This is a genomic window from Hymenobacter sp. R533113 (assembly GCF_056835965.1).
In genome coordinates, this window is record NZ_JAKWBD010000013.1 from 763,246 (window position 1) to 786,371 (window position 23,126).

Annotated in this window: 17 protein-coding genes; 5 read left to right on the forward strand and 12 right to left on the reverse strand. The window is 58.0% G+C overall.

What is annotated here, in order from left to right; genetic code table 11:
• The 7 genes from MKZ35_RS12420 to MKZ35_RS12450 all read right to left on the reverse strand — a co-directional run bounded on the left by MKZ35_RS12420 (position 1) and on the right by MKZ35_RS12450 (position 7,588).
• Positions 1-3,267: a DEAD/DEAH box helicase gene (locus tag MKZ35_RS12420; protein WP_482513595.1), complete on the reverse strand. Its 3,267-nt coding sequence runs from the start codon at positions 3,265-3,267 to the stop codon at positions 1-3.
• A gap of 126 nt (positions 3,268-3,393) precedes the next feature.
• Positions 3,394-4,053: a hypothetical protein gene (locus MKZ35_RS12425; protein WP_482513596.1), complete on the reverse strand. Its 660-nt coding sequence runs from the start codon at positions 4,051-4,053 to the stop codon at positions 3,394-3,396.
• 9 nt (positions 4,054-4,062) lie between these two features.
• Positions 4,063-5,520, reverse strand: coding sequence for a replicative DNA helicase (gene dnaB / locus MKZ35_RS12430; RefSeq protein WP_482513597.1), 1,458 nt, complete (start codon positions 5,518-5,520; stop codon positions 4,063-4,065).
• Positions 5,521-5,698: 178 nt separating this feature from the next.
• Complete coding sequence (locus MKZ35_RS12435) at positions 5,699-6,409, reverse strand: DUF1376 domain-containing protein (protein ID WP_482513598.1); 711 nt, start codon at positions 6,407-6,409, stop codon at positions 5,699-5,701.
• A gap of 1 nt (position 6,410) precedes the next feature.
• Positions 6,411-7,019, reverse strand: a complete 609-nt coding sequence (locus MKZ35_RS12440; RefSeq protein WP_482513599.1) for a hypothetical protein — start codon at positions 7,017-7,019, stop codon at positions 6,411-6,413.
• A 12-nt stretch (positions 7,020-7,031) separates the two neighbouring features.
• Entirely contained in the window at positions 7,032-7,337 is a 306-nt protein-coding gene (locus tag MKZ35_RS12445; RefSeq protein WP_482513600.1) for a helix-turn-helix domain-containing protein, read from the reverse strand.
• Between the two features lie 2 nt (positions 7,338-7,339).
• Entirely contained in the window at positions 7,340-7,588 is a 249-nt protein-coding gene (locus MKZ35_RS12450; RefSeq protein ID WP_331144254.1) for a hypothetical protein, read from the reverse strand.
• Between the two features lie 101 nt (positions 7,589-7,689).
• Between MKZ35_RS12450 and MKZ35_RS12455 the strand changes: the two genes are divergently transcribed.
• Positions 7,690-8,532 (forward strand): LexA family transcriptional regulator, encoded by an 843-nt coding sequence (locus tag MKZ35_RS12455; protein ID WP_482513601.1) that lies wholly within the window; start codon positions 7,690-7,692, stop codon positions 8,530-8,532.
• 327 nt (positions 8,533-8,859) lie between these two features.
• On the opposite strand, the gene MKZ35_RS12460 is transcribed toward MKZ35_RS12455, so the two are convergent.
• On the reverse strand, positions 8,860-9,873 hold the full coding sequence (locus MKZ35_RS12460; protein WP_482511450.1) for an IS701 family transposase: 1,014 nt from the start codon (positions 9,871-9,873) through the stop codon (positions 8,860-8,862).
• Positions 9,874-9,943: 70 nt separating this feature from the next.
• Between MKZ35_RS12460 and MKZ35_RS12465 the strand changes: the two genes are divergently transcribed.
• The 3 genes from MKZ35_RS12465 (at position 9,944) to MKZ35_RS12475 (ending at position 12,889) form a co-directional block, all read left to right on the forward strand.
• Complete coding sequence (locus tag MKZ35_RS12465; RefSeq protein WP_482513602.1) at positions 9,944-10,912, forward strand: DUF2971 domain-containing protein; 969 nt, start codon at positions 9,944-9,946, stop codon at positions 10,910-10,912.
• Positions 10,913-11,336: 424 nt separating this feature from the next.
• A complete protein-coding gene (locus MKZ35_RS12470; protein WP_482513603.1) occupies positions 11,337-12,353 on the forward strand; it encodes an NAD(P)/FAD-dependent oxidoreductase in 1,017 nt (338 codons plus the stop codon).
• Between the two features lie 206 nt (positions 12,354-12,559).
• Complete coding sequence (locus tag MKZ35_RS12475) at positions 12,560-12,889, forward strand: 2Fe-2S iron-sulfur cluster-binding protein (RefSeq protein ID WP_482513604.1); 330 nt, start codon at positions 12,560-12,562, stop codon at positions 12,887-12,889.
• Positions 12,890-13,064: 175 nt separating this feature from the next.
• Here the strand turns inward: MKZ35_RS12475 and MKZ35_RS12480 are convergent, their stop codons facing one another.
• The 3 genes from MKZ35_RS12480 to MKZ35_RS12490 all read right to left on the reverse strand — a co-directional run bounded on the left by MKZ35_RS12480 (position 13,065) and on the right by MKZ35_RS12490 (position 20,971).
• Entirely contained in the window at positions 13,065-13,457 is a 393-nt protein-coding gene (locus MKZ35_RS12480) for a hypothetical protein (protein WP_482513605.1), read from the reverse strand.
• 151 nt (positions 13,458-13,608) lie between these two features.
• Positions 13,609-19,863 (reverse strand): alpha-2-macroglobulin family protein, encoded by a 6,255-nt coding sequence (locus MKZ35_RS12485; protein ID WP_482513606.1) that lies wholly within the window; start codon positions 19,861-19,863, stop codon positions 13,609-13,611.
• A gap of 499 nt (positions 19,864-20,362) precedes the next feature.
• Positions 20,363-20,971 carry a DinB family protein gene (locus tag MKZ35_RS12490; RefSeq protein ID WP_482513607.1) on the reverse strand — a complete coding sequence of 203 codons (609 nt, stop codon included), beginning with the start codon at positions 20,969-20,971 and terminating at the stop codon, positions 20,363-20,365.
• Between the two features lie 236 nt (positions 20,972-21,207).
• On the opposite strand from MKZ35_RS12490, the gene MKZ35_RS12495 reads away from it, so the two are divergent.
• Complete coding sequence (locus tag MKZ35_RS12495) at positions 21,208-22,203, forward strand: ComEA family DNA-binding protein (RefSeq protein ID WP_482513608.1); 996 nt, start codon at positions 21,208-21,210, stop codon at positions 22,201-22,203.
• Between the two features lie 74 nt (positions 22,204-22,277).
• Here the strand turns inward: MKZ35_RS12495 and MKZ35_RS12500 are convergent, their stop codons facing one another.
• Positions 22,278-23,081 carry a phosphatase PAP2 family protein gene (locus MKZ35_RS12500; protein ID WP_482513609.1) on the reverse strand — a complete coding sequence of 268 codons (804 nt, stop codon included), beginning with the start codon at positions 23,079-23,081 and terminating at the stop codon, positions 22,278-22,280.
• Positions 23,082-23,126: the final 45 nt, after the last annotated feature.

Below are 23,126 nucleotides of genomic sequence, written 5' to 3' on the forward strand. Positions count from 1 at the left end.
TCAATGACGTCGGTCAGCGAATTCTCGAACGCATGGGCCCCGACTTCGGCTAGGTATAAGGCATTGAGATGAGAAATGAGCAGCTCCTCCTGCGTCAGGTCGAGACGAGGGGGCTACCTGGCCGGCCACCATTTCGGTAGCGCGGGCAAAGTAGTGGCGGTCGTGCGGTGAGTAGTAAGAGCAATACGTAACGACCAAGGCTGCCTGGCCGCTGCGACCGGCGCGGCCACTGCGTTGCGTATAGTTGGCCGGATTGGGCGGCACATTGCGCATATGCACCACGTTAAGCGACGATATATCGATGCCCAGCTCCATCGTTGGGGAGCAGTAAAGCGCACTGATTTCACCGGCTCTGAACTTGGTTTCGCGCTCCTGGCGCTGGTCGGTATTGAGCTGGCCAGTATGTTCAGAACCGACCAGCTGCTTTTGCTCGCTGAAATTGGTTTGGTATAGGTCGCGGAAGAACTGGCTCGGCTTGAGAGCCGCAGCTTGCTTGTAGCTGTATTGGCGCACCTCATCACGCCGGGCGGTACCGGTTGCCAGCTGCCACTGCAACTGGTCGGCGCGCAATTGATACACATACAACGGGTTGCCTTCTTCATCCACTCCTACTTTGGTGGGTTGAAGCCAGCCCGCTTCGCAGAACTTTTTGAGCAGCTCCTGCATGATTAGATTGTAGGAAGCCAGCCTCATATCGAGCCCTGGGCAATGCTTTTCCGCTATCCGGTTCAGGTATTTTCCGACTGCACTTTGCCGGCCTGCACTAACAGTGAAATAACGCCCACCGGCGGGCGGGGGCGTAATGCACATATAAGCAGGCTCCTCCTCGTCATCCTTTTCGATTCGGTACGGATTTTTTAGCTTTTCCCGTACGACCGTGCCCTTGTTGCGCATGGCTTCGGGCGTCAGGTACTCGCTGCTGTAGAGAGCGTAGGAGCTACGGAAGTAGTCGAGCAGCTGGCGGGCTACCTCGGCGCGCTGCGCGGCGGTGAGTTGGTTGAAGATGGGCGTAGGCTGCCAGGCGGTGTCGTCGGCGCAGTTTTCTTCGATGGCTTCGTAGTCAATCTGAAGGAGTCCACACTGCTCCAGATTGGGCATGATGACGCGCCAGGAGCGGCGCAAATCGTACAGAGCCCGGTACATCAGAAAGTCTTTCAGTGCCTCCTGGTATCCCCGAATCTGAGCGGCAAACGTGGGCACGATGTCGGAGTTGACATACGCAGAAGGCGGAAGGGCCAGCGCCTTGAAAATAGCATCTGGCAGCTGACTATGACCAAGCCGTTGGCCGGGAGCTTGTGCAACAGCCCGGTAGATACCGGCCCGCAACTGAGCGACCTGCACAAAGTCGTTGAAGTGCCCGGATTGCAAGGCCGCATCCTGGCGGTTGTCGGTAAAACTGAGCAGCTTTTGCTCCGCCGTAGTGTTTACTACGGGAGCCAGATGTTGCAGCAGCGCATAGGAGAGGACAGTGGTGGAAGTACTGCGGCCTTCGCTGCCGAGCGTTGTGAGCTTGGTTCCCTCGTTGGTTTTAGGGTCGTAGAAAGTACCGCTGGTTGGGTCGAAAAGTAGTTTTTCCGACATAAACCAACCTTCCAAAGTCAACTTTGGTGAAGAGGATGTTGAGTAGTTACCGTCGTCATCAAACCATACCCTGAGCGGCATCCGGTCCTGGTATTTTTTTACGACTGCCACGGACCCATCCTTGCGATGGTTCAGCCACGCATCGGGTAACTCGTCCAAATCTTTGGCTGGGTCCCAAATATCCTCGCCCAACAGCAGGTAGCCAGGCTGTGCGCCCTCGTCACCGGCGGGCTTTTGGCGGAATTCTCGCGGCTCTACCTGAGCCGTATCGGGACGAAGGGTGACGCAGATAAATTCGTGGCCGGACTGTCGGCTAAATACGACGGGGTAGATGGGTTTGAGGGTCTGGGTAGTCGGGTCGTTGCGGCGCACGCCCGGTTCGAGCGTAATAATGCGGTCGGGACCGGGGGCCAGGCTAACGTACACGGAGCCAGTCTGAGAAATGAACTGGTGGAGTTTGAAAGGTAAATATGTAACCCGCTCGCCACGGGCCTGACGGGCAGTATTCACGTTGTTTATCCACTCCAGGACCTCGCTCAACCGGCTTGCACACGTGTCACGGTCTGCCTGGCTTTGCGCCTGAAGCAATTCATCAACGATATCCGCCAGTTTTTTGGGCTTGTTGCGAATCCATTCATTCTCCTGCTGGGCCAAGGCCACATGGCTCTCCAACCAATTAGCTAAAGGATGCCACCGCAGCTGCTCCTCGGGGCCGTGTGGGTCTATGGGGGTAGCTAATGCGGCAGCCAGCTCGTCGGCCGTAGGGAGCTTGGCCTGGGTGCTGAGGGAAGGTACCAGCTTCTCCATCACCACGTCGTCGGGGCCGAAGGGAGTGCCGAATATCTGGCTGGCAACATTTGCCACCTGTTCGCGCTGGTTGCTAAGAGTACCCCCTGAAACCATTGTCGCGGAGGTGCCGATGCAGATAAGTGACTGCGAGGCATGCGCGTGCAGGCGGCGAATGAGCAGTGACACATCGGCTCCTTGCCGGCCGCGGTAGGTATGCAGCTCGTCGAATACCAAGTAGCGCAAATTCTTGTACAGCGTCTCACGCATGGGCTGTTCCTGCGACCGGGTCAGCAGGAGTTCGAGCATCATGTAGTTAGTAAGCAGAATATGCGGCTGCGCAGCCCGAATTTCATCCTTTACCGTGGCTTTCTCCTGGCCGGTGTATTGGGCAAATTCTATTGGAAAGGGTTTGCCAGTTGCCTCAAGGTATTGTGCGGCGTAACGCTTGATTTCCTCGTGCTGCGAGTTGATGAGGGCGTTCATCGGATAAACGATGATTGCGCGGATGCCCGGCCCAGCCGGCGGATTCCTCAGCAAATCGTTGAAGATGGTGGCCATGTACGTAAGCGACTTGCCCGAGCCAGTACCTGACGTAACTATGAAGCCTTGGCCAGCACTACCTCGTCGCACGGCTTGTACCTGGTGCTCATATAGTGCGTACCCTTTAAACACCTGGGCCATCTCAGGGTGTAGTATCCCCTCCTCGCATAAAGACGCTATGGATTGGCCCGGTTTGAAGGCTGGATTAAATTGCAGCAATGGTTTGGGCCAGAGCTTATCTCCTTCCAGCTCGCTCGCGACTCTGGCCCGAATTGCCTCATCCTTGATATTGATGAAGCCTTTGATATAGGATTGGTAGTCAGCAATCAGCTGTTTGTGTAGGGTAAATACATTCATAAAGCTTGACCATCTAGTCTGCAAACAACAGCAAACAAGTTGTCAAGATAAGGCAATAATGTGTGCTATCGCGGCTTCTGACCTTAGCTACCAGACAATAAATTTTGTTTGGCCCTATCTTATTTTCTAAGGTGGCAAGAGTGCGAGGAAGTTAGCTGTGCTGACTGTATGATTAGCTTCGAAAACAGCGCGGGCGAAGCCGGCGGGCGTGACGGAGCGCAGGTTGGCGCGGTTCTTTGAATCGGGGAGGTTGTGCATTTTGGAGCCCAAGATGGGCACCACGGCCTTGTGGGCGGGTAGCTGAAAGCCGCCACCCGTCCACAGGCAGGTGCGTTTGGTGTAGGCTTCGCTGAGCTGGCGCTCGGCCGGCAGGTAGCCGGCGTAGTCGCAGGGGTCGAACCGGAAGTCTGGTGGTCGCCAATAGGTGCTGACGGTGCTCACCGGGTTCTCGATGAAATAGGGAGCCTGGCACCAGGCGGCGAGGCGAGCGGACCACTCGAACAGCTGCAGAGCCTTGATGACGCTGCTGAGACCCTTGCGGCGGAAATGGGCGCGGCCGGAAATGGCGGTATCGGTGCAGGGCGGGAAGAAAGCGGCGAAGGCGACGGGGCCGTAGGGCGGCAGCCATTCGCGCACATCGGCCCCCACGCGGATAATATTGCCGTCGCGGGTTTCGCCGGGCGGATGCTGAAGGTCCACGCAGTAGCAGAGGTAGCCAGCATTGGCCCACGGTTGCACAAGCGTGGTGGTGAGGTCGAAGCAGCTAATGACGATTGGGGAAGGCATGGGGGCGGGTTAGAAAGTGGGCTGGTCGAATTGAGACGCTGGTAGTCCGCCGTGGCCTGCGCCAAAGGATGCAAGGTCCTGGAAGGTGCCGCGGCGCATGGAGCAGGCCGCTATGACTTCATCCGTGGCGCCGTTGCGGTGCTTAGCGATGTCGAAAAGGACGGTATCGGCGGTGGCGGTGCCGTTCTCGTACTCGGGGATGTTGTAGTATTCGCCACGCCACATGAACACGATGCAGTCGGCGTCCTGCTCCAGGCTGCCGGACTCGCGGAGGTCCGAGAGCAGCGGACGCTTCTCCCCGCCCCTTTTCTCGACATCACGGGAAAGCTGGCTAAGCGCAATAACGGGGGCATTGAGCTCCTTGGCTAGTTCCTTGAGGCCACGACTGATGCTACCTACCTCCTGCTCCCGGTTGCCTTTGGTGTCGCCGCGCATGAGTTGGATGTAGTCGACCAAGACCAGGCCCAAGGGGTGCTGGGCATGCAAGCGGGCGCATTTGGCGCGCAGTTGCTGGATGCTCAGGCCGGGCGTATCGTCCAAGTGCAAAGCGTGGCCGTGGGTGCGCAGGCGCTGAGCCTGGCTGCGGATGTGGGCTACTTGCTCGAGGCCGCCGGGCAGGTTGCCGCGGCGCAGGTCGGAATTAGAGTAGCCGGGAACCTCGCTGGCCACCATGCGCTGCATGAGTTGCAGGGTGGGCATTTCGAGACTGAAAATGGCGGTGTGATGGCCGTGGTCGAGGGCGGCGGTGCGGGCGAAATGCAGCAGGGCGGCGGTTTTGCCCATCGCGGGGCGGGCGGCGAGAAGCACCAGGTCGCCGGGCTGCCAGCCACCGGTGAGGCCGTCGAGAGCGGCGAGGCCGGTGGGAATGCCGGTGAGGCCACGCTGTTGGACGGCCTGGGCGAGTCGGTCAAACGTGGGGTCGAAAGCAGCGGCGGCGGTTTGGCCGGGGCGGGTTTCGAGAATGCGGTGGAGGTTGGTGAGGCGGGTTTGCGCATCAGCCAGCAGCTCTAGTGGGTCGCGGGTCTGGTCGTAGCCGTGGGCGGTGAGCTCGGTGCCGACGCGAATGACAACGCGGCGGGCGTGCTGCTCCTGCAACAGGCGGCAGTGGGTTTCGAAGTGGGCGGCGGAGTTGATGCGGCTAGTGAGGCCGGCCACGAAGTGCGGGCCACCAGTACGCTCCGGGGTGCCGCGCTGGCGCAGCTGCTGAGTGACGGTGAGTAAGTCAGCGTGACTGCCTTGCTGCACCAGGTCGCGGATGGCCAGGTATACCTGCTGGTGGGCGGTACAGTAGAACACTTCCTCGCTAGGCAGGATAGCCAGCAGGGTGCGCTGGGCGTCGGCTTCGAGCATCGCGGCTCCGAGCACGGCGGCTTCGAGGTCGAGGGCCTGGGGTGGCAGGTGGCCGCTGCTGGGGGCTGAAGTAGCGGGGCGGCGGACAGCGTAGGGCTTGGGTTGATTTTCGGACATAACGGATTGGGGAGTTAGCTCCAGCGAGTGGGGTCAAGAGGTTTGGGAGAGGTGCGGGCCCGGGTTGGGACGGGCGGGCCGCTGCCGCTGCGGGCGGCGGCCGAGGCCTGGAATTGCGGGCGGCGGCGCATCCAGTTGCGGAAAGCGGCGCGCCAGTTGACCATGGGGGTTTTGCCGCTCACGCGCCAGCCGTTGCTTTCGTAGTGGTCGCAGAAGGCCGCGGCCTCGGCTTGGGCGTCTGTGCTGTCGGGGTACTGAGCGGTGGCGAAATCCTGTACCTCGGACAGCGTGGGAACAGTATTTTTTTCTTCGCAGCAGTGGGCGTGAGTGCGGGGGCGTCAGCCCCTTCACCTCCCTCTACTTCTTTAGAAGTAGTGAAACTGAAATTGAAAGCCTTTTCAATTGCTTTCGATTTTGGGGGCTTTTGCTTTTTGCTGGAAAGCTTTTGTTTAGCTGGGGAAAGCAATTGCTTTGCTGGTTGAATTGCTGGCGCGGCGGGCAGATTTTGGGAAACCAGTTGGTTATTTTCAGGAAGCAGTTGGGTTGAGGGCCGGCCGCCTTTGCGGCCGTTGGCAGCCAGCCGCTCGCGCTTCGTGGCCTGTTTTACCGCTTCCTGCACCAGGCGCGGGTTGTGCCGGTGGGAAGGGTCGTCGGGGGCTAGCGGAAACTTGCTTAGCAGCAGCTCGCGGCTCGTGGCCCACTGCTCGGTGGTGAGGCGGGCAGTGCGGCGGATGCGGTTCTCGTCGGCTGGCAGGTAGCCGGGGCGGTCGGACTGCCAGGAATTGAATAACAGCAGGCAGTAGGCCCCGACCTCATGCACTTCCATGAGCTGCACATCGGGCGAACTGAGAAAGTCGCCGGTGTAAAACATAAATGCGGGGGCCTTCATGCTAGCGGGTGACCGTTAACTGGTGGGACTCGGCGGCCGGCTGCTCGAACAAATCGAGCTGGCGGTAGTCGGTGCATTTGCCGCGCAGGGCCGCTTCAACTTCAAGCAGAGCCGTAGCAAGCGTCGTTTCCAGCAAGCCGGCGTAGGAGTAGCTGGCCTGCTCGTCGTCGAACGACTGGTAGGGCGTGGTCAGATTGAGTGCGCGGCCGGCGGCTAGCTCGCGCTGGCCGATGAGCGTGACGCCGCTTTGGTGGCGGCCCATGGAGAAGCCGGTGACGGTGAACGGCTCGAACAGGGCCGGCAACTCCTCGGACTCGTCGGGCCAGTAGTCGGGTGTCTCGGTTAGCTGCTCGGCCAGCAGGCAGAGGTGCGGCACCAGGCGGCTCAGCGCGTGGGTCAGGTCGGGGTGTACCTGCTCGGCGCATGTCAGCGCAAAAGCGCGGGGCGGCGCATCGTGCGTGCGCTGCTCGGTGAATTCGCACGTCAGATGCTGGTCTTTGAGCTTGGCCTTTTGAATGGTGATGATGGACGCAGTGGCTTCGTCGGCTTGGCCAGCAGGGCTATTCGGGTCGGACCCGGTAGGGCCGACGATAGGAAGCAGTTGGGACATGAGCGGATTGGGTTAGGCCGCCTGCGCCAGCGCGGGCAGCGGCCGGTTGTAGCGGTTGAGGTGGCGGTTTAGCTCGGATTCGCGGAAGCCCCACTCCTTTTCGTTGAGGCGCAAGCCGCTGAGACGGCCCGCCCGGCGGGCTTTGCGCACACCCTCGGGGCTGATGTTGAGGTAAGCGGCAGCCTGCCGGACGGTCAAAAGCCGGTCGGGAGCTGGCGGGGCGGGCTTGGGCATAGCGGATTCGGTGGCCTTGAGGCGCTGCACGTCGGCCAGCAACTGCTGCCACTCCTGTTCGGGGACGAGTAGGGCAACTTGCATGGCTAGGCGGCAGTGACTTTGGTGGCGCGGGCTTCGAGAGCGGCAACGCGCTTCTTCTCGGTTTCCACGACGCTAATGAAAGCCTCGGCCACGTCGGCGTTGTGGTAGCGGCCGGTCAGGATGTTGTAGACCTGCTGCTTGGAGTAGGTCTTGCCCTGGGTGGCCAGCAATTCGACGGTGCGGCGGGCGTAGTCGTTGCGCTTGGGCAGCGTAGCACGCAGTTCGGAAATAATCTTTGCCAAGTGTTCCATTTTGTTTGCTGTTATGTATCTTTGTTTAGACGTTGGTCGTACAAACCTGGCTACCAAAGTTGAAATAAGCAAAAAAAGTTTACCCAGTAAAAGCAATAAAAGTGGAACAAAGAGCGCACGTTGGCGACCGTATTAGTGCCTTAATGAACCATTATGGCCTGTCTGCCTACCAATTAGCCAAAAATTTGGGCTACGAAGGTCCCCAAAAGTTGTACAAGCTGGTGCAGAATAAATCGAAGCCCGGCTACGAAACTTTAATGGACATCCTGGAAAACTATCCGGAGCTGCGGGCAGAATGGCTGATGCGCGGGGAAACGCCGATGATTCGGACGGCTGCGGCCCCGGAGCCCACTAAAACGGCGAATGATTACCCCGGCGTCCCCTACGCGGTGACGGTGAACACCCAGGGCGAGGAGCAAGTGAGCATCGTGAGCACGAAGGCGCAGGCAGGCTACCTGATTGCGCGTGACGTGGAAGAGACGCTAGAAGAGCTAGATACCATCCGCATTCCTGGCTACCACGGCAAGTCGGTGCGGGCCTTCGAGGTGGCCGGCGACAGTATGCAGCCGACCATCAGCCCCGGCGACCTGGTTATTGCTTCGTTTACGGAGCGCCTGGACTTGATTCAGCCCAAGCACATTTACGTGGTCGTGACGCATGACCGGCTAATGGTAAAGCGCCTGCGCGGGCCGGTGAAGAAAAACGAGCCCATTGAGCTGCTATCGGACAACCGGTTTTACGACCCTTTTTTCCTGCCTCAAAAGGATTTGAAAGAGTTGTGGCAGGTAAACGCGCTGCTGACCGGCAGCATCCCGGCCAACACTAACGAGACGTTTGACCGGATGCTGGTGCTGCTGGAGATGCTGGCACACGACTCCCAGCACCTGCGGAGCATTCTGCTGGACGTGGCGGCCCGGTATGATGTGAAGCTGGTGGCGGAATAAGTAATTTGGATTCTGCGCCCCCATTTGCGCCCCCACTTTTGGAGGGATAATTTTAGTGACGGGGTAAGTAGTTGATAAAAAATAGGTTAGCGAGACTTCGGGACCGGGTACTGTAGTTCTTACACGACCACTAGAATACTAGAAAAACCCCATTTACAGACCGTGAATGGGGTTTCTCTTTTTCGGTGTGTGACCGAGTGTGTGACAGTATAAAAAATAGCCCCTGCCCTCTTCTACTTTTCCGAATTCTAAATAGCAAGTAATTTCAGCAATTGGTCATGCTCTACAACCAGCTACCACCTGGCACTCCCGATTTATACCTAGGACTTATGCACTTGCGGGGAGCAGGGCAGGAATGAGGGGCTTGGCGAGCAGCTGGCTCAAGTAGGGAGCCCATTGGTGCTGGTGGGCCTGATAAATCGTTTGGGCCGTTGATCGGGCAAACTCGCGCAGGGACACCCACGCCAGGTAGCAGCAGGCCAGATGGTTGCGCTGGGCCTGGGCACGGCGGCACTGGCATTTCTCGGCCCCGGTCAGCTGCTTGAAGCTGCGGTGAAACTCTTCCACCTGCCAGCGGGTGCGGGTGGTGGCCTCGACCAGCGGTTGGGTAAGCGTAAAGGCGAAGTTGTTGGTCACGACCCATTCAATGTCGCCGTTTGGGGCGACCAGCCGGAACAAGCGCACCGCAAACGGCACCTTCTGCAAGCGTACTTCCAAGCCGGTGCTCCACCCACCCGGCGGCGGGGCTACGTCGGCCAGGGACTGGTAGCCCCCCTCTTTGCTGGCACTCACTAACCGGTTGCTTTTCAGGGTCGTGAAAAACGTCCAACCGGCCCGCTGAATCAGCTTCAGGTTGTCGCTGCCGCTGTACCAGGCATCGAACAGGAGCGTGCGGGCCTGAATTTTATTTTCCGCCACGACGTGGGCGAACATGGCCTGGAAATGCTCGTTTTTGGTCAGGCCATCCAGCTCCGGGGCATAGACGCGGTAGTCCAGGGGCAGAAAATCCCCGGCCTGTCCGCTGCTGTGGACCAGGTTAACCAGGCAGATGCCGGTGACCAGGCCATGTTCGTTGCCCGAATACTGGCGTTTGGCTACTTCAATGAAGCGACTGTAGCGCTTGTCCTGCACGCTATCATCGACCAGCAAAAAGGCCTCCGGCGAGTCGTGGAGCAAGGGCAAGACCAACTCGCGCAACTGCGTGGGCGAAAACGAGCTGCGGCGCAGAAATCGGTTCACTTGATCGTGGCTCACCTGCGACAGGTGCTCGGCCAAGTGCGTACACGTATAATTGCGGGGCGTACTAAGCAGGTACTCGATGTAAGTCGCTTGCGTCACCATAAAGCCAGGCTTTTTCTCAAGTTACTACTAAGTGCGTAAGTCCTAATACCATTATTCTTCAAGCGCTGGCTTGCTTGGAATAGTTAATCAAAAGCATGTTTGGCTTTCCCATGTTGCCTATTTAAATGACGCACAGGAATATTCCTATGGCTTAAATTTAGTGCAAGAGGTGATGGATAAGGAGTATGAACCGCTTTTTAGAGTTGATGCACTAGAAAAAAAGTTTTCCCCTACCTTCTCCATGTCTTTGACAGAAGAGGGAGATTTGTTAAGCCAATGGCGAGGCTACTGCCCGAATGGGGGCTACTCATTTGCCTTTGATCGCGAACAGTTAAATACTCTGTTGTCCTATGAAACTCCTCCATCTATAAATCATCATGCAGGGAAGTTTCTGAAGATTGGCAAATGCATATACGATAAAGATGAGCAAGTAAAATACATTAAAACTTTCCTCTCAGCTCATATGCCATCACCAGAACGACAGAAATATTATCTAGGAATGCAGCATTATAACAGTATCTATTACAAGTTAAATCAATTTAAACATAAGATCCCTGCTGCACTAACAGAAGAGGAAACCGAAAAGAAACAGGCCCTAGAAACAGAACTTGCATCACTCGACCCGCAATATGATCCAGGTCCATATCGAGCCCCTGGTAATCCTGATAAGGAATTGTTCAACGGTCAACAAACGTTACGTTATAGCATACCTGAGATTCCCATTTTACTAAAACACCCCTCCTTCAAGGAAGAGAAAGAGTGGAGAATTATTTATCACACCCATTCTTTATCTCCTATTAGTGCTTTGTATGAGAAGAATGTGGAATTTCGCGAAGGCAAAAGCACGCTAATTCCCTATATCAAGATTCCGTTAGTTAAAGAAAATGAGCCAGTTAGCATTACCAAAGTAGTTGTTAGTCCCGGGGCCCAACAAGAGCTCGCTAAGGTTGCGTGCCAAGCTTTCTTAAATCGGCTGACTCCAGGCCGTTCACACTCAGCAGTTGTCACAAACTCAGAAGTTCCTTACCGAAATTGGTAATGCGTGTGAGGATTTTAGAAGAACGTATGAAATTGGTATTGGTGGAGAAAGAAAGTACCTATTTTTGCTTGCATGGACATGCTTCTCCCGATTGGCACGCTCTTCTTGCTGGCGTGGTTCCTACGCCGGCTTACACGACCATAAAAAAGCCCCCCAGAATATCTCTGGGGGGCTTTTTTATTCTACTCTGTCCTCTGTTAGCCAGTTTATCAGTACAGTGGCATAAGGTAGGTCAATCCCAAGCTCCAGTACATTTTGCCTCCAATACCAAAAACGCGGCTGGCTGAACTTATCTTTGCGCCCGCAACGCCTAAGCCTGGTAGCCGCGCATCATTCGTGGCGCCGGGCCCAACGATTCCGGGGCTTTGTTTGTTACTCAAGCGGCCGAGGGCCGTTTGTTTGTTTTTCGCTGATTCTTGATTGCATGCTGAATACTATTTCGACCGATATCTGTATTATCGGAGCTGGCCCGGTGGGGCTGTTTGCGGTGTTTGAGGCTGGGTTGTTGAAGTTGCGCTGCCACGTGGTAGATGCGCTGCCCGCCGTAGGAGGTCAATTGACCGAGATTTATCCCAAGAAGCCTATCTACGACATTCCGGGCTTCCCTGAGGTGCTGGCCGGCGACCTGGTGCGCAACCTGATGCGCCAGATTGAGCCCTTCCACCCCACTTTCACGCTCGGTGAGCGGGTAGAGCGCTTCGCAAAGCTCGACGACGGCTCGTTCCAACTGTTCACTACCGATGGCACCGAGGTGCTCTGCAAAGCCGTAGCCATTGCCGGCGGCCTGGGTTCGTTTGAGCCCCGCAAGCCTGCCATTGATGAGCTAGAGCGCTTTGAGCAGGGCCGTGGCGTGTACTATATGGTGCGCGACCCCGAAACCTTCCGCGACAAGCGCATCGTGATTGCCGGCGGCGGCGACTCGGCGCTCGACTGGACTATTTTCCTGGCTGATATTGCTAAAGAGGTAACACTGGTGCATCGCGGCACCACCTTCCGCGGCGCGGCTGACTCGGCGGAGAAGGTAAAGAACCTGCACGAAGCCGGCCGGGCCCGCCTCGTGCTGTCGTCTAACGTGACGCACGTCCATGGCATCGACAACCTGGAGGCCGTGACCATCACCGCCAACGACGGCACAACCGAAAGTTTGCCGGTTGATGGCTTTATTCCGCTGTTTGGCCTTACGCCGAAGCTTGGTCCTATTGGTGAGTGGAACCTAGGCTTAAATAACGACGCGGTGCAGGTCGATACGCTGGACTACTCGACTTCCGTGCCGGGCGTGTACGCCATTGGTGACATCAACACGTATCCGGGCAAGCTAAAGCTGATCTTGTGCGGTTTCCACGAGGCCGCCCTGATGGCGCAGGGTGCTTACAAGTATATGTTCCCGGATAAGAAGTACGTGCTGAAGTACACGACCGTGAACGGGGTGCCTACGATGTAACTAAGCCTGTTCGTTAAATATCGTTGTCATCCTGACGCAGGAAGGACCTTCTCACGGAATAACAAGTGTTGTAGCAACGACCTGTTTGGGTGTGAGAAGGTCCTTCCTGCGTCAGGATGACAACGCTTTTTTTCCGGGCAATAATTTTAATTGATAAGTTTGGTGCTGCGACTACTGATTACTAACAATCAAGAACGCCCAATCATATGACTGACGCTACCGAAGTTCGAGTGTACGTGGAGGAGGCTCCCGGCCAGCGGCGCGAAATAGAGGCTCCTACCGATATGAGCCTCAGCTTGATGGAAGTGCTCAAGGCCAGCGGCTACGATATTCAGGCTACCTGCGGCGGCATGGCCCTGTGCGCTACTTGCCACGTGGAAGTACTGGCCGGCCCCGCCCTCGACGAGCCCGGCGACGAAGAAATGTATATGCTCGAAACGCTGCCCGCACTCAGCCCCGGCAGCCGCCTTTCCTGCCAGATCCGTATCACGCCCCGCCTCGATGGATTGGTAGTGCGGTTGATGCCTGTTATCTGAATCGCGGATTTTGCTGATTAGTCGGATTCCACTGATTTTGGTGACGACTGCTTTCTACTATTTGATGAACGAAAAAGTCCCCCAGAATCTCTCTGGGGGCTTTTTTTTAGATTTAAAAAGTGTCGTCACCAAAATCCACGAAATCCGACTAATCAGCAAAATCCGCGATTCAAACTTAGCGACGGCGGCTAGATTTCTTAGCGGCTGGCCTCGGTTTGCGGTCGGCAGTGGAGAAGATAACGTGCGGCTCAGCGGCGGCGGGCTGGGGGGCTTTTTTGGCTTCCTCAGCGGCGTTGGCTTCGGCCGCTGCTACGCCCTGGGCAGTAATGTCGGCGGCGGCTTGCTTGGCCTCCTGCAAGGTGAGGGCGGCTTGTTTGCGGCGCACAGGCATCAGCAAATCCCGCTCGACGCGCTCCCGGGCGGAGAGCTTTTCCTCGCCGGGCAAAGCCGGCGTAATGGGTACTGTAAAGTGACCAGCAGACTTCGAAATTTCATTGGGTTTCTTGCCTTGGGCAAGCACCGGTGCGCTGCACAAAAGCAGTCCGGCAAGCACATATATTTTACGCATCAGCATCGCTTTAAAAGAGGCTAAGAGGACGCAAAAGTAAGACCTAAACCATGCCCAGACAAGTCTACATAGGCCTTAGCTCACTGGAAACGCCATTTCTATACTGTCGAGCCCGTTTTTTGGGGGCAAAAAACTTGGCTGACTAAGGAGCTTAGTTAGTCGCAATCCACAGCCTTTGGCCAGCGGAATGGCTTGTGAATTCGGGGGCGTAGAGGCACTGAATCTGACTTAATCCACCCGAAAAATCGCCACTTTGCGCCGCCCGCAGGCGGTACTCAAACACGTGGGTTCCCTTGGGTAATTGCCCCATAAAAAAGTTGGTCGCCGCATCGCGCGGGCTTTCATAATAGCCCAAACCGCCCTGGTATCGGTAGCCCGACACTTGGCTTATTGGTTCCAAACCAGCAGCTCGCTGATCCTTCAGATGCACGTACTCCAGGGTGCGGTCGGTGCGCAATATTAGGCGCACGACCAGCACATCACCGACCCGTATGGGATTGGCAGCGCTCAGGCGCTCCAGCTTGGGGCCGCCGGTGGCACGCTGCTCCCGAAATAGCTGACGCTCCAGCTGCAAAGGCGTGGCGGCGGGCGTTATTTTATCCAGCTGCTCAAAGTATTGCCAGTAAAGTGCCCCCCAGGCCACGCCCGCATCTGTCTTTTTCACGGTCACCTTCCCCTGGGCCGGCTGGATGGTGGCACTGGGGAAAGTGGTTTTGAAGTAGCCCGTGCCAACTTGCTGGGCGGTGGGTTGCACTGGCACTCCGCCTACCGTTACCTGAATAGGCTGAGTGGGCTGCAGCCAATCGGAGCCGCGCAGGAGCAGGGCGTAGCAGGCGTCGGCGGTAGCGCGGGTGCTCTCCCAGTTCTGAGTCTGCTTTTGCTTGAGCAGCCAGAGCTTCATTTCATCCACCGATTTCTGGTCGTTCTGCACTTCGTCGAAGGCCTCGATTAAGGTAGCCTGGGTCTCGGTGGGCGCCTCGCGCCAGTAGTAGCCGCCGCGCACTTCCTTCCAGTACATGCCTAGTTCCGAGGAATGTAGGGCGTTTTCGGTGAGGGCTTGCAGGATGTTGCTCACGGCGGTGGGAGCCGTTTTGCCGCGGTGTAAAGCCAGGGCCGTCTGGGCTTGCAGGTAGCGGGTTTGGGCAGGCCAATACGTGACGGCTTGCTGCTGATAATAATTGTAGGCCGGCTGCGCGGGTTTGGCAACAACCACATTTGGCCAGAAGCTGCGGGCGTACAGGGCCTGAATGTGCAGGTCGGCGAGGTGGTTTTGCTTGAGGTCAACCTTGGGCTGCTTGCGCAGATTGTCGTAGTCGCGCTGCATTTGCTCGTCGAGGTAGCGCAGGGCGTTGCGCAAAATTTGCCCCCCAGCCTCGTTTTGGCTGGCGTCGAAAGCTCCCAGCTTGGTCAGCTTACCAAACCCGGCCACGATGAGCTGGGTGATGTAGCGGTCGTCGGGCATCCTCTCAAACCAGGGGAAGGCGCCGTTGGACTTTTGCATCTGGGCCAGCTTGGTGAGGGCGCGAGTAGTTTCGGCTTGCAGGCGGGGCTCATCAAACAGCTCTGTGAGGCGGCGCATCCGCTCCGTTTCCGACTGGGCATCGCGCACCCAGGGCGTTTCCTGCAACAGCAGGCTCTTCAGCTCCTGGTTTTGCTCCAGCTTGCTGGCCAGCGCCGCTTTGTCGCCGGCCTGGGCGGCGCGCTTCCACTCTTCCAGAGTCGTTTTGAGGCGCGGGTTGCTTTGCAGGATTTTGGCCGCCAGCAGATTGGCGTACAGCCGACTGAAGATTTGCTCCGAGCACTCGTAGGGGTACTCCATCAGATACGGCAGCGCCTGCACCGCGTACCAGGCCGGATTCTGGGTCATTTCCAGCGTGAGCGAGTAGTTGCGGCGCGTGGGTGAGGTGGTGCTGGTGAGCTTTTTCAGCTCAAATTCCCGCGTGGCCGGCCCCACAATCGGCAGCGGCAGACTCTCCGTCACGAGCAGGCGGTTGGGCAGCACGGGGAGCGTGTTTTCCTCCCCATCGGAAAATGTTTCTTGGTTTTTGGTTTTTGGTTTCTGGCTTTTGGTCTTTTTGCGCGCTGCCTTCCCAATTCTTAACTCCTCATTCTTCATTACTAATTGCCCCTGGGCCACTACGCGGTAGGTAATGGCCTCCAGCGGCACCTTGCCTTCGGCGGTTTCCGGAATGGCGAGGTCCCAGGCGAGGGCGCTGCTTTGGTTGGCCTTTAAGTCAAACGGGAGGTTCGCCGCGCTTTTGAGAATGGTGCCTTCCAGGGGCTGCTGGGTGCGGGCATCGAGCAGAAACAGCTGGGCTGTGCCCTGCATGGGCTGGTCGGTGAGGTTGCTGAGCTTGGCGGTGAAGCGCAGCTGGTCGCCTTCGCGGAAGAAGCGTGGGGCGTTGGGCGTTACCTGGAGCTGCTTCTGCGTGACCAGCTCCCGGCGCAGCAGACCAGAGTGGAGCTGCTGGTCGTGGGCCAGGGCCAGAAGCTGCCAACGCGTTACGGCTTCGGGCATCTGGAATTCCAGCACGGTTTCGCCCTGGGCATTGGTGCGTAGTTCAGGCAGCCAGAAGGCCGTTTCGCGGAAGTCTTTGCGGGCCTGGACACCGGAAAGGTCGGGTGGACTGCTGGGGGGCTTTTGTGTTCCGTAACCGGTAGTGACAACTTCATTAAGCTGTTTGGAATCGACAGCCATATCCATTGCCTGAGTTGCTGGGGCTGCGGTTGCTACTGTAGAAGCACCTCGTATTTTTATGCCCTTACTTTGTGCCTGTACGCCCGCAACTCGTCCTTGTAGTGATCTTGAAACACCATCAGATACGACTACTTCCGCAAGGTTTCCGCTCCTATATCCTAGGCCTCCATCAAGGCTCCACAGGTTAATATGCGGATAAATAATGTCGCGCACATTCGGCCCGTACACGGTCTGGTTCATCAGCCCCTCTGACTCTTTCGTATCAAATCGGCCATGCCACATTAACGCAGCCGGATAATAAGGCCTCAGAAACTCCAGCGTCCTAAACGAATGCGGACGGAATGCGTCCAGCGACTGGTCGTAGAGCGTGGCGAGCAGTTCCGCGTCGGCTGGCTTGCCGTTAGTTTGCTGAACGGCAATGCGCCAGGTTTCCCGCTGGCCGGGTTGCAGCTTGTCGCGGAAGGTGGCGATGCTGAGCACCAGCGGCGTGGGCGGCGTAGCTACCTGCATCGTAGCCGTGTGGGTGTAGAGGCGGTTATCGCGCACCTGCGTGGTATGCACGTACAGCTGCGTTTCATTGAGGCTGGCCGGCACCGGAAATTCGACCAGGCGCTGTTCGCCGGCCGCCAGCGTAAGCCATTCTTTGCGCAGGCTTTCGCCCTGGGCTTCGACTTCCAGCAAGATGCGCGTACCGGCTTCCGAGTTGCCTACCAGAAAGCGAGCCGGTTGGCCGGGCGCTACGCTATCCTGAAGCGAGATAAACCAGTCGGGCGTGGGGATGGGCAGCGTCTTGGCCGAGGGCACATACAGGGTAAAGCGCTGCTCGGTTTTGGCTGGCTGAGTGTTGGCAACGGCCGCCGTGGCTTCCAGCACGTAGCGGCCGGCAGCCAACTGGGCTAGCGGCGCAGTCAAGAGCGGCAGAAGCGGCGATTTTTCGGTGTCGAACTCTTGGGTTAGCACCAGCGTGCGGGTCCAGGTGCTGTCGTTGTCTTCTTTGGCGTAGGCATCCAGCGGGAACAGGCGCTTAAACTCGTCCGGGCTCAGGGCTTCGCGCTCGGGCCGTTCCCAGGCGCGGGGACGCAGGGCGCGGGCCGGTGGCGCGAGGCGGTAGAGTTGGAGCATACCGCGGACGGGCAGCGCCTCGCCCGTAGCATTGGTGCTGAACAGGCGGATGGGGGGCAATTTTTCGCGATTCAGCAGCTCCGGCAGTTCCAGGCGCAACGTGAGGGCTTCTTTGCCCACGCTCACGTGCTGCGTGCCGGTGCGGGTTTCGCCGGCCGCGTCGGTGACGTCGGCGGTTACCTCAAACACGTAGCCGGGCTGCCAGGGGCCGCGCTTATTCTGGCCAAGCTCCTCGCCTTTCGCAATGAACTTCACCAAAAAGCCCCCCACTGAATCAGTTTGGACCGTACCGCTCAGGATTTCCATTTCGGGCCGGCCGCCGCCAAATCCCCGGCCAAACATCGGCCACAGCGTGCGGCGCGTGACGCGGTAGCTTACCGCGGCTCCGTCAATTGGTTGGCCGGCGTAGGCGGTGGCGGTGCCGCGCATCGTTACCTCCTGCCCCAATACAGGCGTGCCCGCCACGGGCTCAAACGTAACCTGAAACGTGGGCCGCTTGTAGTCTTCCACCGCAAAGCTGACGTTGCCGTAGTCGGTTTGCAGACTCATTTCGCCATTCAACAGGCCCGTAGGCAGCACGATGGAGCCGTGGAAGCTGCCGAACTCAGAAGTGGTAAAAGGCAGCGTTTGTACGGTTTGCCCATTCACATCCACGAGGCGCACGGAAACAGCCTGGCGGGTCAGCAGCCGGGATTTGCCGGCGGTATTTTCGGTTAGAATACCTTTGAAATACAGCGTCTGGCTGGGCCGGTAGATGGCGCGGTCGGTGTACAGAAACGTGCGCCGCTCGGCCTGTTCCGGCTGGACGTTGCGGTTGCGGCGTGGAAAGTAGTAGTTGCCTTCGCGTACCAGCAGCGAGTCGGCCCCTTTGGTGAGCAGCAGGGCATGGAGCTGGGTGTTCTGCCCCGTCGTCTGGCCCACCGGAACCTGCGCCAGGCCTTCCGCGGTGGTCGTGAGCACGGCACCCCGACGGCGCTTGTATTCCCGGCTCGGTTGGTCGTAGTACTGAAAAAACGGCACTACCCGCACCCCGGCCAGCGCCTGCCCACTTTGGCGGTGCAGCACCAGCAGCTCCGGTCCTTCCTGCGTGCGGGCGCCCCGCCGAATGTGGCTTAGCTCGCTCACGCTCACCAAGGCGAAGGCGGTAGTTACGCCGGTCCGTTCCTTCGCCGGGTTTTCTTTATTTGTGCTAAGGATGATAAGATACTGGCCCAGCGGCAGCGCTGGCCCGGCATACTGCACCGAGTGGCTTTTATAATCGGCCGGGCCAGGCACGTTCAGCGTCCAGGCCGCGGCGGGGACGGCGGTCAGGGCGCTGGCGTATTTTTTCTGAAACGCTTGGTCCTGATACAACTCAGGGCGCTCCTGCTGGCGCATGGCGGCGGCATTGCTCACCCGGTACGCTTTCGCATAGAGCGTAGTGGTGTTGCGCACATCCAGCTTCAGCAGCCACGGCTGCTTCGGCAGCACCACCTCTTCCGTGGTGAAGCCTACCTCCACGGCTTCAATACGCCGGCGCAAAGCCAGCGCCTTTTGCCCCCCACGGGATTTTGGAAAGCGTTTTTCGGCTTCCAGAGCCAGCTCCCGCGCCTGGGCCGGCTGGCTTTCCTGAAGGCTTTCCGCCTGTGCCACCAAGAATTCCGTCGATATCGGCAGGGCTTTAAATGTTTCCGTGCTGCGGGCCAGGGCTGTTTGGTATAGCTCGTCCTTATCGGCTAGCTCTGTGTGCTCGTGCACGAAGCGCAGGCGTTCCAGCTCCACGTCGGCCAGGGCCGCTGGGTTTTTGGCATCCTGCAACCGAAACGCGGTGAGCGTTTGCAATACCTGGAGCGCGTGAAACTGTCCGTTCAGTGAATCGGCGGTCGGGGCGGTGAGCTTGAGGCGAACAAACTCGGCGGCGGGGCTGAACAGGGCCTTATCCTGAAGCTCAAACTGCTGGGCCGGCTTCGTGATGTAGAATTCATCATTTCCTAAGCCATCTACCGCCCGATGAGCCAGTAAGTCATACAGTGTTGGGCGGAGCGTTTGGCCTTCCGCGTCGCCGAGGCGCACGGTGTAGCCCAGCTCTTTTAGAGTTAGTTGCTGCTGGCGCTGGGGCTCATCAGCCAGCGACGCGCGGTAGTGGCGCACCACGGCGCTGCCCAGGCGGGCCGCATCCCAGGTGCGAATATCCGCGGCACTGATAGAATCAGGGCGGGCCTGGGTGGTACGGTCGTAGAGCTGGTAGCGATGCTGCTCGTAATAGGTGCCGTAGAGCTGGGCCAGCAGGCTATGCAGAATAGGGCGGGCCGGAAACCTGGCCGTTTTCAGGTCGGACTCTACCAAGGCAATAGCCTTTTCGTCCGATTCTTCCTCTTTTTCTTTCAGCACGCGCAGCTTGTATAGCACCGCCCGCAGATATTCCGGCGTATCCTGGCGCTGCCGGGCCTGCTGGTAGATTTCATCAATCAGCTTGGCAGCAGATGCCGTCTGGTCTTTGGCCAGCAGCGCATCAATCTGCCGCCACTTCTTGGGGTCGGGCGCCGAGGTAGAAGCAGGGCTAATCATGACGAGCAACAGCAGAAACAATAAGCCGAGAAGACGCATAGGGGCAGAATAATGGAAAGCGGCAGAACAAGTTGGCAAAAACCTGATGCGCAAGCGGCACAGATTCCACAAAGTGGTCTTCCTTTTTTTCTGACTGTGTGTTTACAACGACTTACTCATGCGTTTCCATAAGAGCGCGAATCATCCGTATGTAGTCGTAAGCGCTTCCTGAGATGACCACAATCGGGTGACTAATCTTAGCAATGAGCAAACGTAAATCCGCATCACCACTACGGTTTAGTAGTGCGGAAACTGACCTTAAAGCAGTTTTGAAACCAGTAAACAGGATGTAGCGCGAACTTTTAGTTCGCGTATCGTTGAACAAATTGCCGGGCTTTTTTAACCATTCACTAACGATACGCGAACTAAAAGTTCGCGCTACATCCTGTCCATTGGCTATTTATCAGCACACAGCAACTCTATTGCGAGTATTGAAAAGCCAATTGGTGGCCGTGTGAGTGTGGTTTCCGCCTCGTGGGTTGGCGCTTACTCCTATCACTTACTCGGCTGGCCTGCCTTCGGCTTCGTCCTGGGGACGCTTGGTGGCTTGCAGTACGTGCTCTACCTGCGCCATGTGCCGCTCGATGTGCGCCACCAAGAAGGCAAATTCATCGGTGAGGCGCAGCCGGAGCAGCGGAATCAGCGGATTAGGAATGCGTACGCGGTTGGCGTTTATGGTCCGGGCCTGATCAATCAGGTGCAGCATCTCGTCGAGCTGACGGCCGAATACTTCTACTACCGTACGTGGCAGGCGGCTGCCGCTGGGCGCGTAGCGCTGGGGCGTTTTGAGGGCTTTCTGGCTAATAGGGTTGCGCATAGACTGTATGAGGCGGCCGCCAATAAACCCAGACTTGACAGTATCGGCTGGCTTAGAGCCCCGCTCACCGGCCGCCTTAATTTTGCGCACCACAATGGGCAGATGATGCCCCCCCACGATGGTAAGATGCTCCAGACACTGCCCCACGCTCCAGCTATCCGGCGAGGGGCGACGGTTCAACTGGTCTTCACTTAACTGCCTTAGCCGCTGTGCTGCCACCTCCCGCGCCGAGCGCACAGCGGCAGCGAGCTGATCGAAAAACTCAGGAGTACGGACGACGGCGGAAGGCATAGGTGCGGGTGTGGGCAGCAGAACGAAAAACGAATACGTAATGATACGGGCTACAGCGGTTTTCGCCAATTTTTAGGCACCATTCCCTCTTCCGGTTATAAGGGTGTTTAGCGTTATTTCATCCTATTTTCTTTCTGATTGAGAGCCGAAGGAGCCGTTAAGGCTTGATTTGTGCAAATGAGAAACTTGATTATGCGAATTAGCAGTGTCCATTATTAGAATATTCTGCCCTCCCCGTGCCTAGTCGTCAGCGTCCGCGCAAAGCCCCGCATATAGTCCTACGCGACGCGGTACGGCGGTATTTCGGGTTCTCACGCCGCGAGACGTCCGGGTTTGTGGTGCTATTGCTCCTACTCGTGCTCTGGCTTACGCTGCCTCAACTGCTCCAGCCGGCCCTCCCCCACTACGACCCTAAAGCCGACCAACAGCAGCTTGACGCGCTAGCCGCCGAGCTGGCCGCTGCCCGTCAGCCGCGTACCTACGCTAGCCGCTATCCGCGCCGAAAAGCTCCCCAGCCGGCCGTAGCGCGGGTAGCCCTTTCTGCTTTCGACCCAAATGCCTTATCGGCACCTGACTGGGAGGCGCGCGGGGTGCCGCGCTACGTGGCCCAGCGCATAGTAAAGTACCGCGACGTTATTCAGGGATTTAAAGCCAAAGCACAGATTCGCCGCACCTACGGCCTTCCCGATTCGGTGTACGCTCGCCTCGCGCCTTATATGCAATTGCCCGATGAGCTGCCAGCGCGGGCCACTTATGCCTCCACCAAAAGTCGCTATCCGGAGCGTATTTCGTCTTTTCCGGCCAGCAAGTTTCCGCGTAAGCCGACCAACCTGGCTCCTTTTGACCTGAACGCGGCCGACACCACCCAGCTCATGCAGATTCGGGGTATCGGGCGGGGGCTGTCGAGCCGGGTAGTGGCGTATCGGGCACGCCTGGGGGGCTTTTCGCGGGAAGAGCAGCTGGGCGAAATCTTCAATTTGCCCCCCGACCTCGTGGATAGTCTACGCAAGTATACGTTCGTCGCGGCGGGCTTTGCTCCTACGCCGATTGATGTAAACAACGCCACGCTGGCCGAGCTAAAAGACCATCCGTACGTGGGTCTGCGCCTGGGCCGCGTGCTGGTAGCCTACCGCCAGCAGCACGGCCCTTATCAGCAAGCCACTGACCTGCGCAAAATCCGCATCCTCGACGACGCGACGTTTGAGAAGCTGCAACCCTACCTGCGGTTTTAGCCTCGATAGTGCGCATTTAGCCAAACCCAACCACTAGAAATAGCCTGGGGGGCTTTTTTACTTCTGAATACTCCTTAAAGGTGGACCGCTAGTGCTGCTCCCACCGCGCCGCCGGGCGCGTAGGTGGGTACCAAAAGCATTTTTTGGCCCCAATGCCCTGGTAGCTGCCGGGCCAGCACCGGATACAAGCGCCACACCGTTTCGGCCGAGAGAAACCCAACTGCCGCGCCGGCCACCACGTCCGAAGCCCAGTGCCGGTCGTTGAGGACGCGCATAGTGCCGGTAGCTACGGCCACCGAGTAGCCAGCTACGCTTAACCAAGGGTGTGCGTGGCCAAACTGCTCGTGCAGGAGCGTGGCCGTCATAAAGGCTTCGCTGGTGTGGGCGGAAGGAAAGGAGGAAAAATCAGCGGCAGCGTCGGGCCGACGCTCCTGAGCCAGGCGTTTGAGCCCGCTGGTGAGCGTGGTGTTTACGACGTGTGACAGGCCATAAATCAGCGTGAAAGGCACAAACCCTTGCTCGCCATGCAGGCCAGCCGCCTGCAACGCAAAAGCCGCTACAATAGGGGCATGGCGCGAGTAGTCATCCAGGTGCGTATGAAATTGGGGAAAAGCCTCGCGGCTTTCATGCTGAATGGCTTCCTTGGCCTCATCCAGAAAGTTTTCGTTGCGCCCAACGTAGCCCAGGCCAATCAGGGCGACGGGCACTGCCACTCGCCACGTAGCCGCAGTTGGCCGCAAGCGCACTTTAGGCGACGTCGCATGAGCCGCCAGCACCGAGTCGGCGGCCGGCAACACGGTTGCAACTATCTGTCCTTGTGCCGATGAAGCAGCTAATAGCAGGCACAGTCCAATACTATACTTGAAGAAACTCAGCATCAGTGATTTTAATACTAAATAATAGAGCGTGTAAGCTACGCTAAT

Coding starts and splice junctions, on each gene's coding strand:
- MKZ35_RS12420 (WP_482513595.1), bottom strand. CDS start 3,267: ATGAATGTATTTACCCTACACAAACAGCTGATTGCTGACTACCAATCC.
- MKZ35_RS12425 (WP_482513596.1), bottom strand. CDS start 4,053: ATGCCTTCCCCAATCGTCATTAGCTGCTTCGACCTCACCACCACGCTT.
- dnaB (WP_482513597.1), bottom strand. CDS start 5,520: ATGTCCGAAAATCAACCCAAGCCCTACGCTGTCCGCCGCCCCGCTACT.
- MKZ35_RS12435 (WP_482513598.1), bottom strand. CDS start 6,409: ATGAAGGCCCCCGCATTTATGTTTTACACCGGCGACTTTCTCAGTTCG.
- MKZ35_RS12440 (WP_482513599.1), bottom strand. CDS start 7,019: ATGTCCCAACTGCTTCCTATCGTCGGCCCTACCGGGTCCGACCCGAAT.
- MKZ35_RS12445 (WP_482513600.1), bottom strand. CDS start 7,337: ATGCAAGTTGCCCTACTCGTCCCCGAACAGGAGTGGCAGCAGTTGCTG.
- MKZ35_RS12450 (WP_331144254.1), bottom strand. CDS start 7,588: ATGGAACACTTGGCAAAGATTATTTCCGAACTGCGTGCTACGCTGCCC.
- MKZ35_RS12460 (WP_482511450.1), bottom strand. CDS start 9,873: ATGGTGACGCAAGCGACTTACATCGAGTACCTGCTTAGTACGCCCCGC.
- MKZ35_RS12470 (WP_482513603.1), top strand. CDS start 11,337: ATGCTGAATACTATTTCGACCGATATCTGTATTATCGGAGCTGGCCCG.
- MKZ35_RS12475 (WP_482513604.1), top strand. CDS start 12,560: ATGACTGACGCTACCGAAGTTCGAGTGTACGTGGAGGAGGCTCCCGGC.
- MKZ35_RS12480 (WP_482513605.1), bottom strand. CDS start 13,457: ATGCGTAAAATATATGTGCTTGCCGGACTGCTTTTGTGCAGCGCACCG.
- MKZ35_RS12485 (WP_482513606.1), bottom strand. CDS start 19,863: ATGCGTCTTCTCGGCTTATTGTTTCTGCTGTTGCTCGTCATGATTAGC.
- MKZ35_RS12490 (WP_482513607.1), bottom strand. CDS start 20,971: ATGCCTTCCGCCGTCGTCCGTACTCCTGAGTTTTTCGATCAGCTCGCT.
- MKZ35_RS12500 (WP_482513609.1), bottom strand. CDS start 23,081: ATGCTGAGTTTCTTCAAGTATAGTATTGGACTGTGCCTGCTATTAGCT.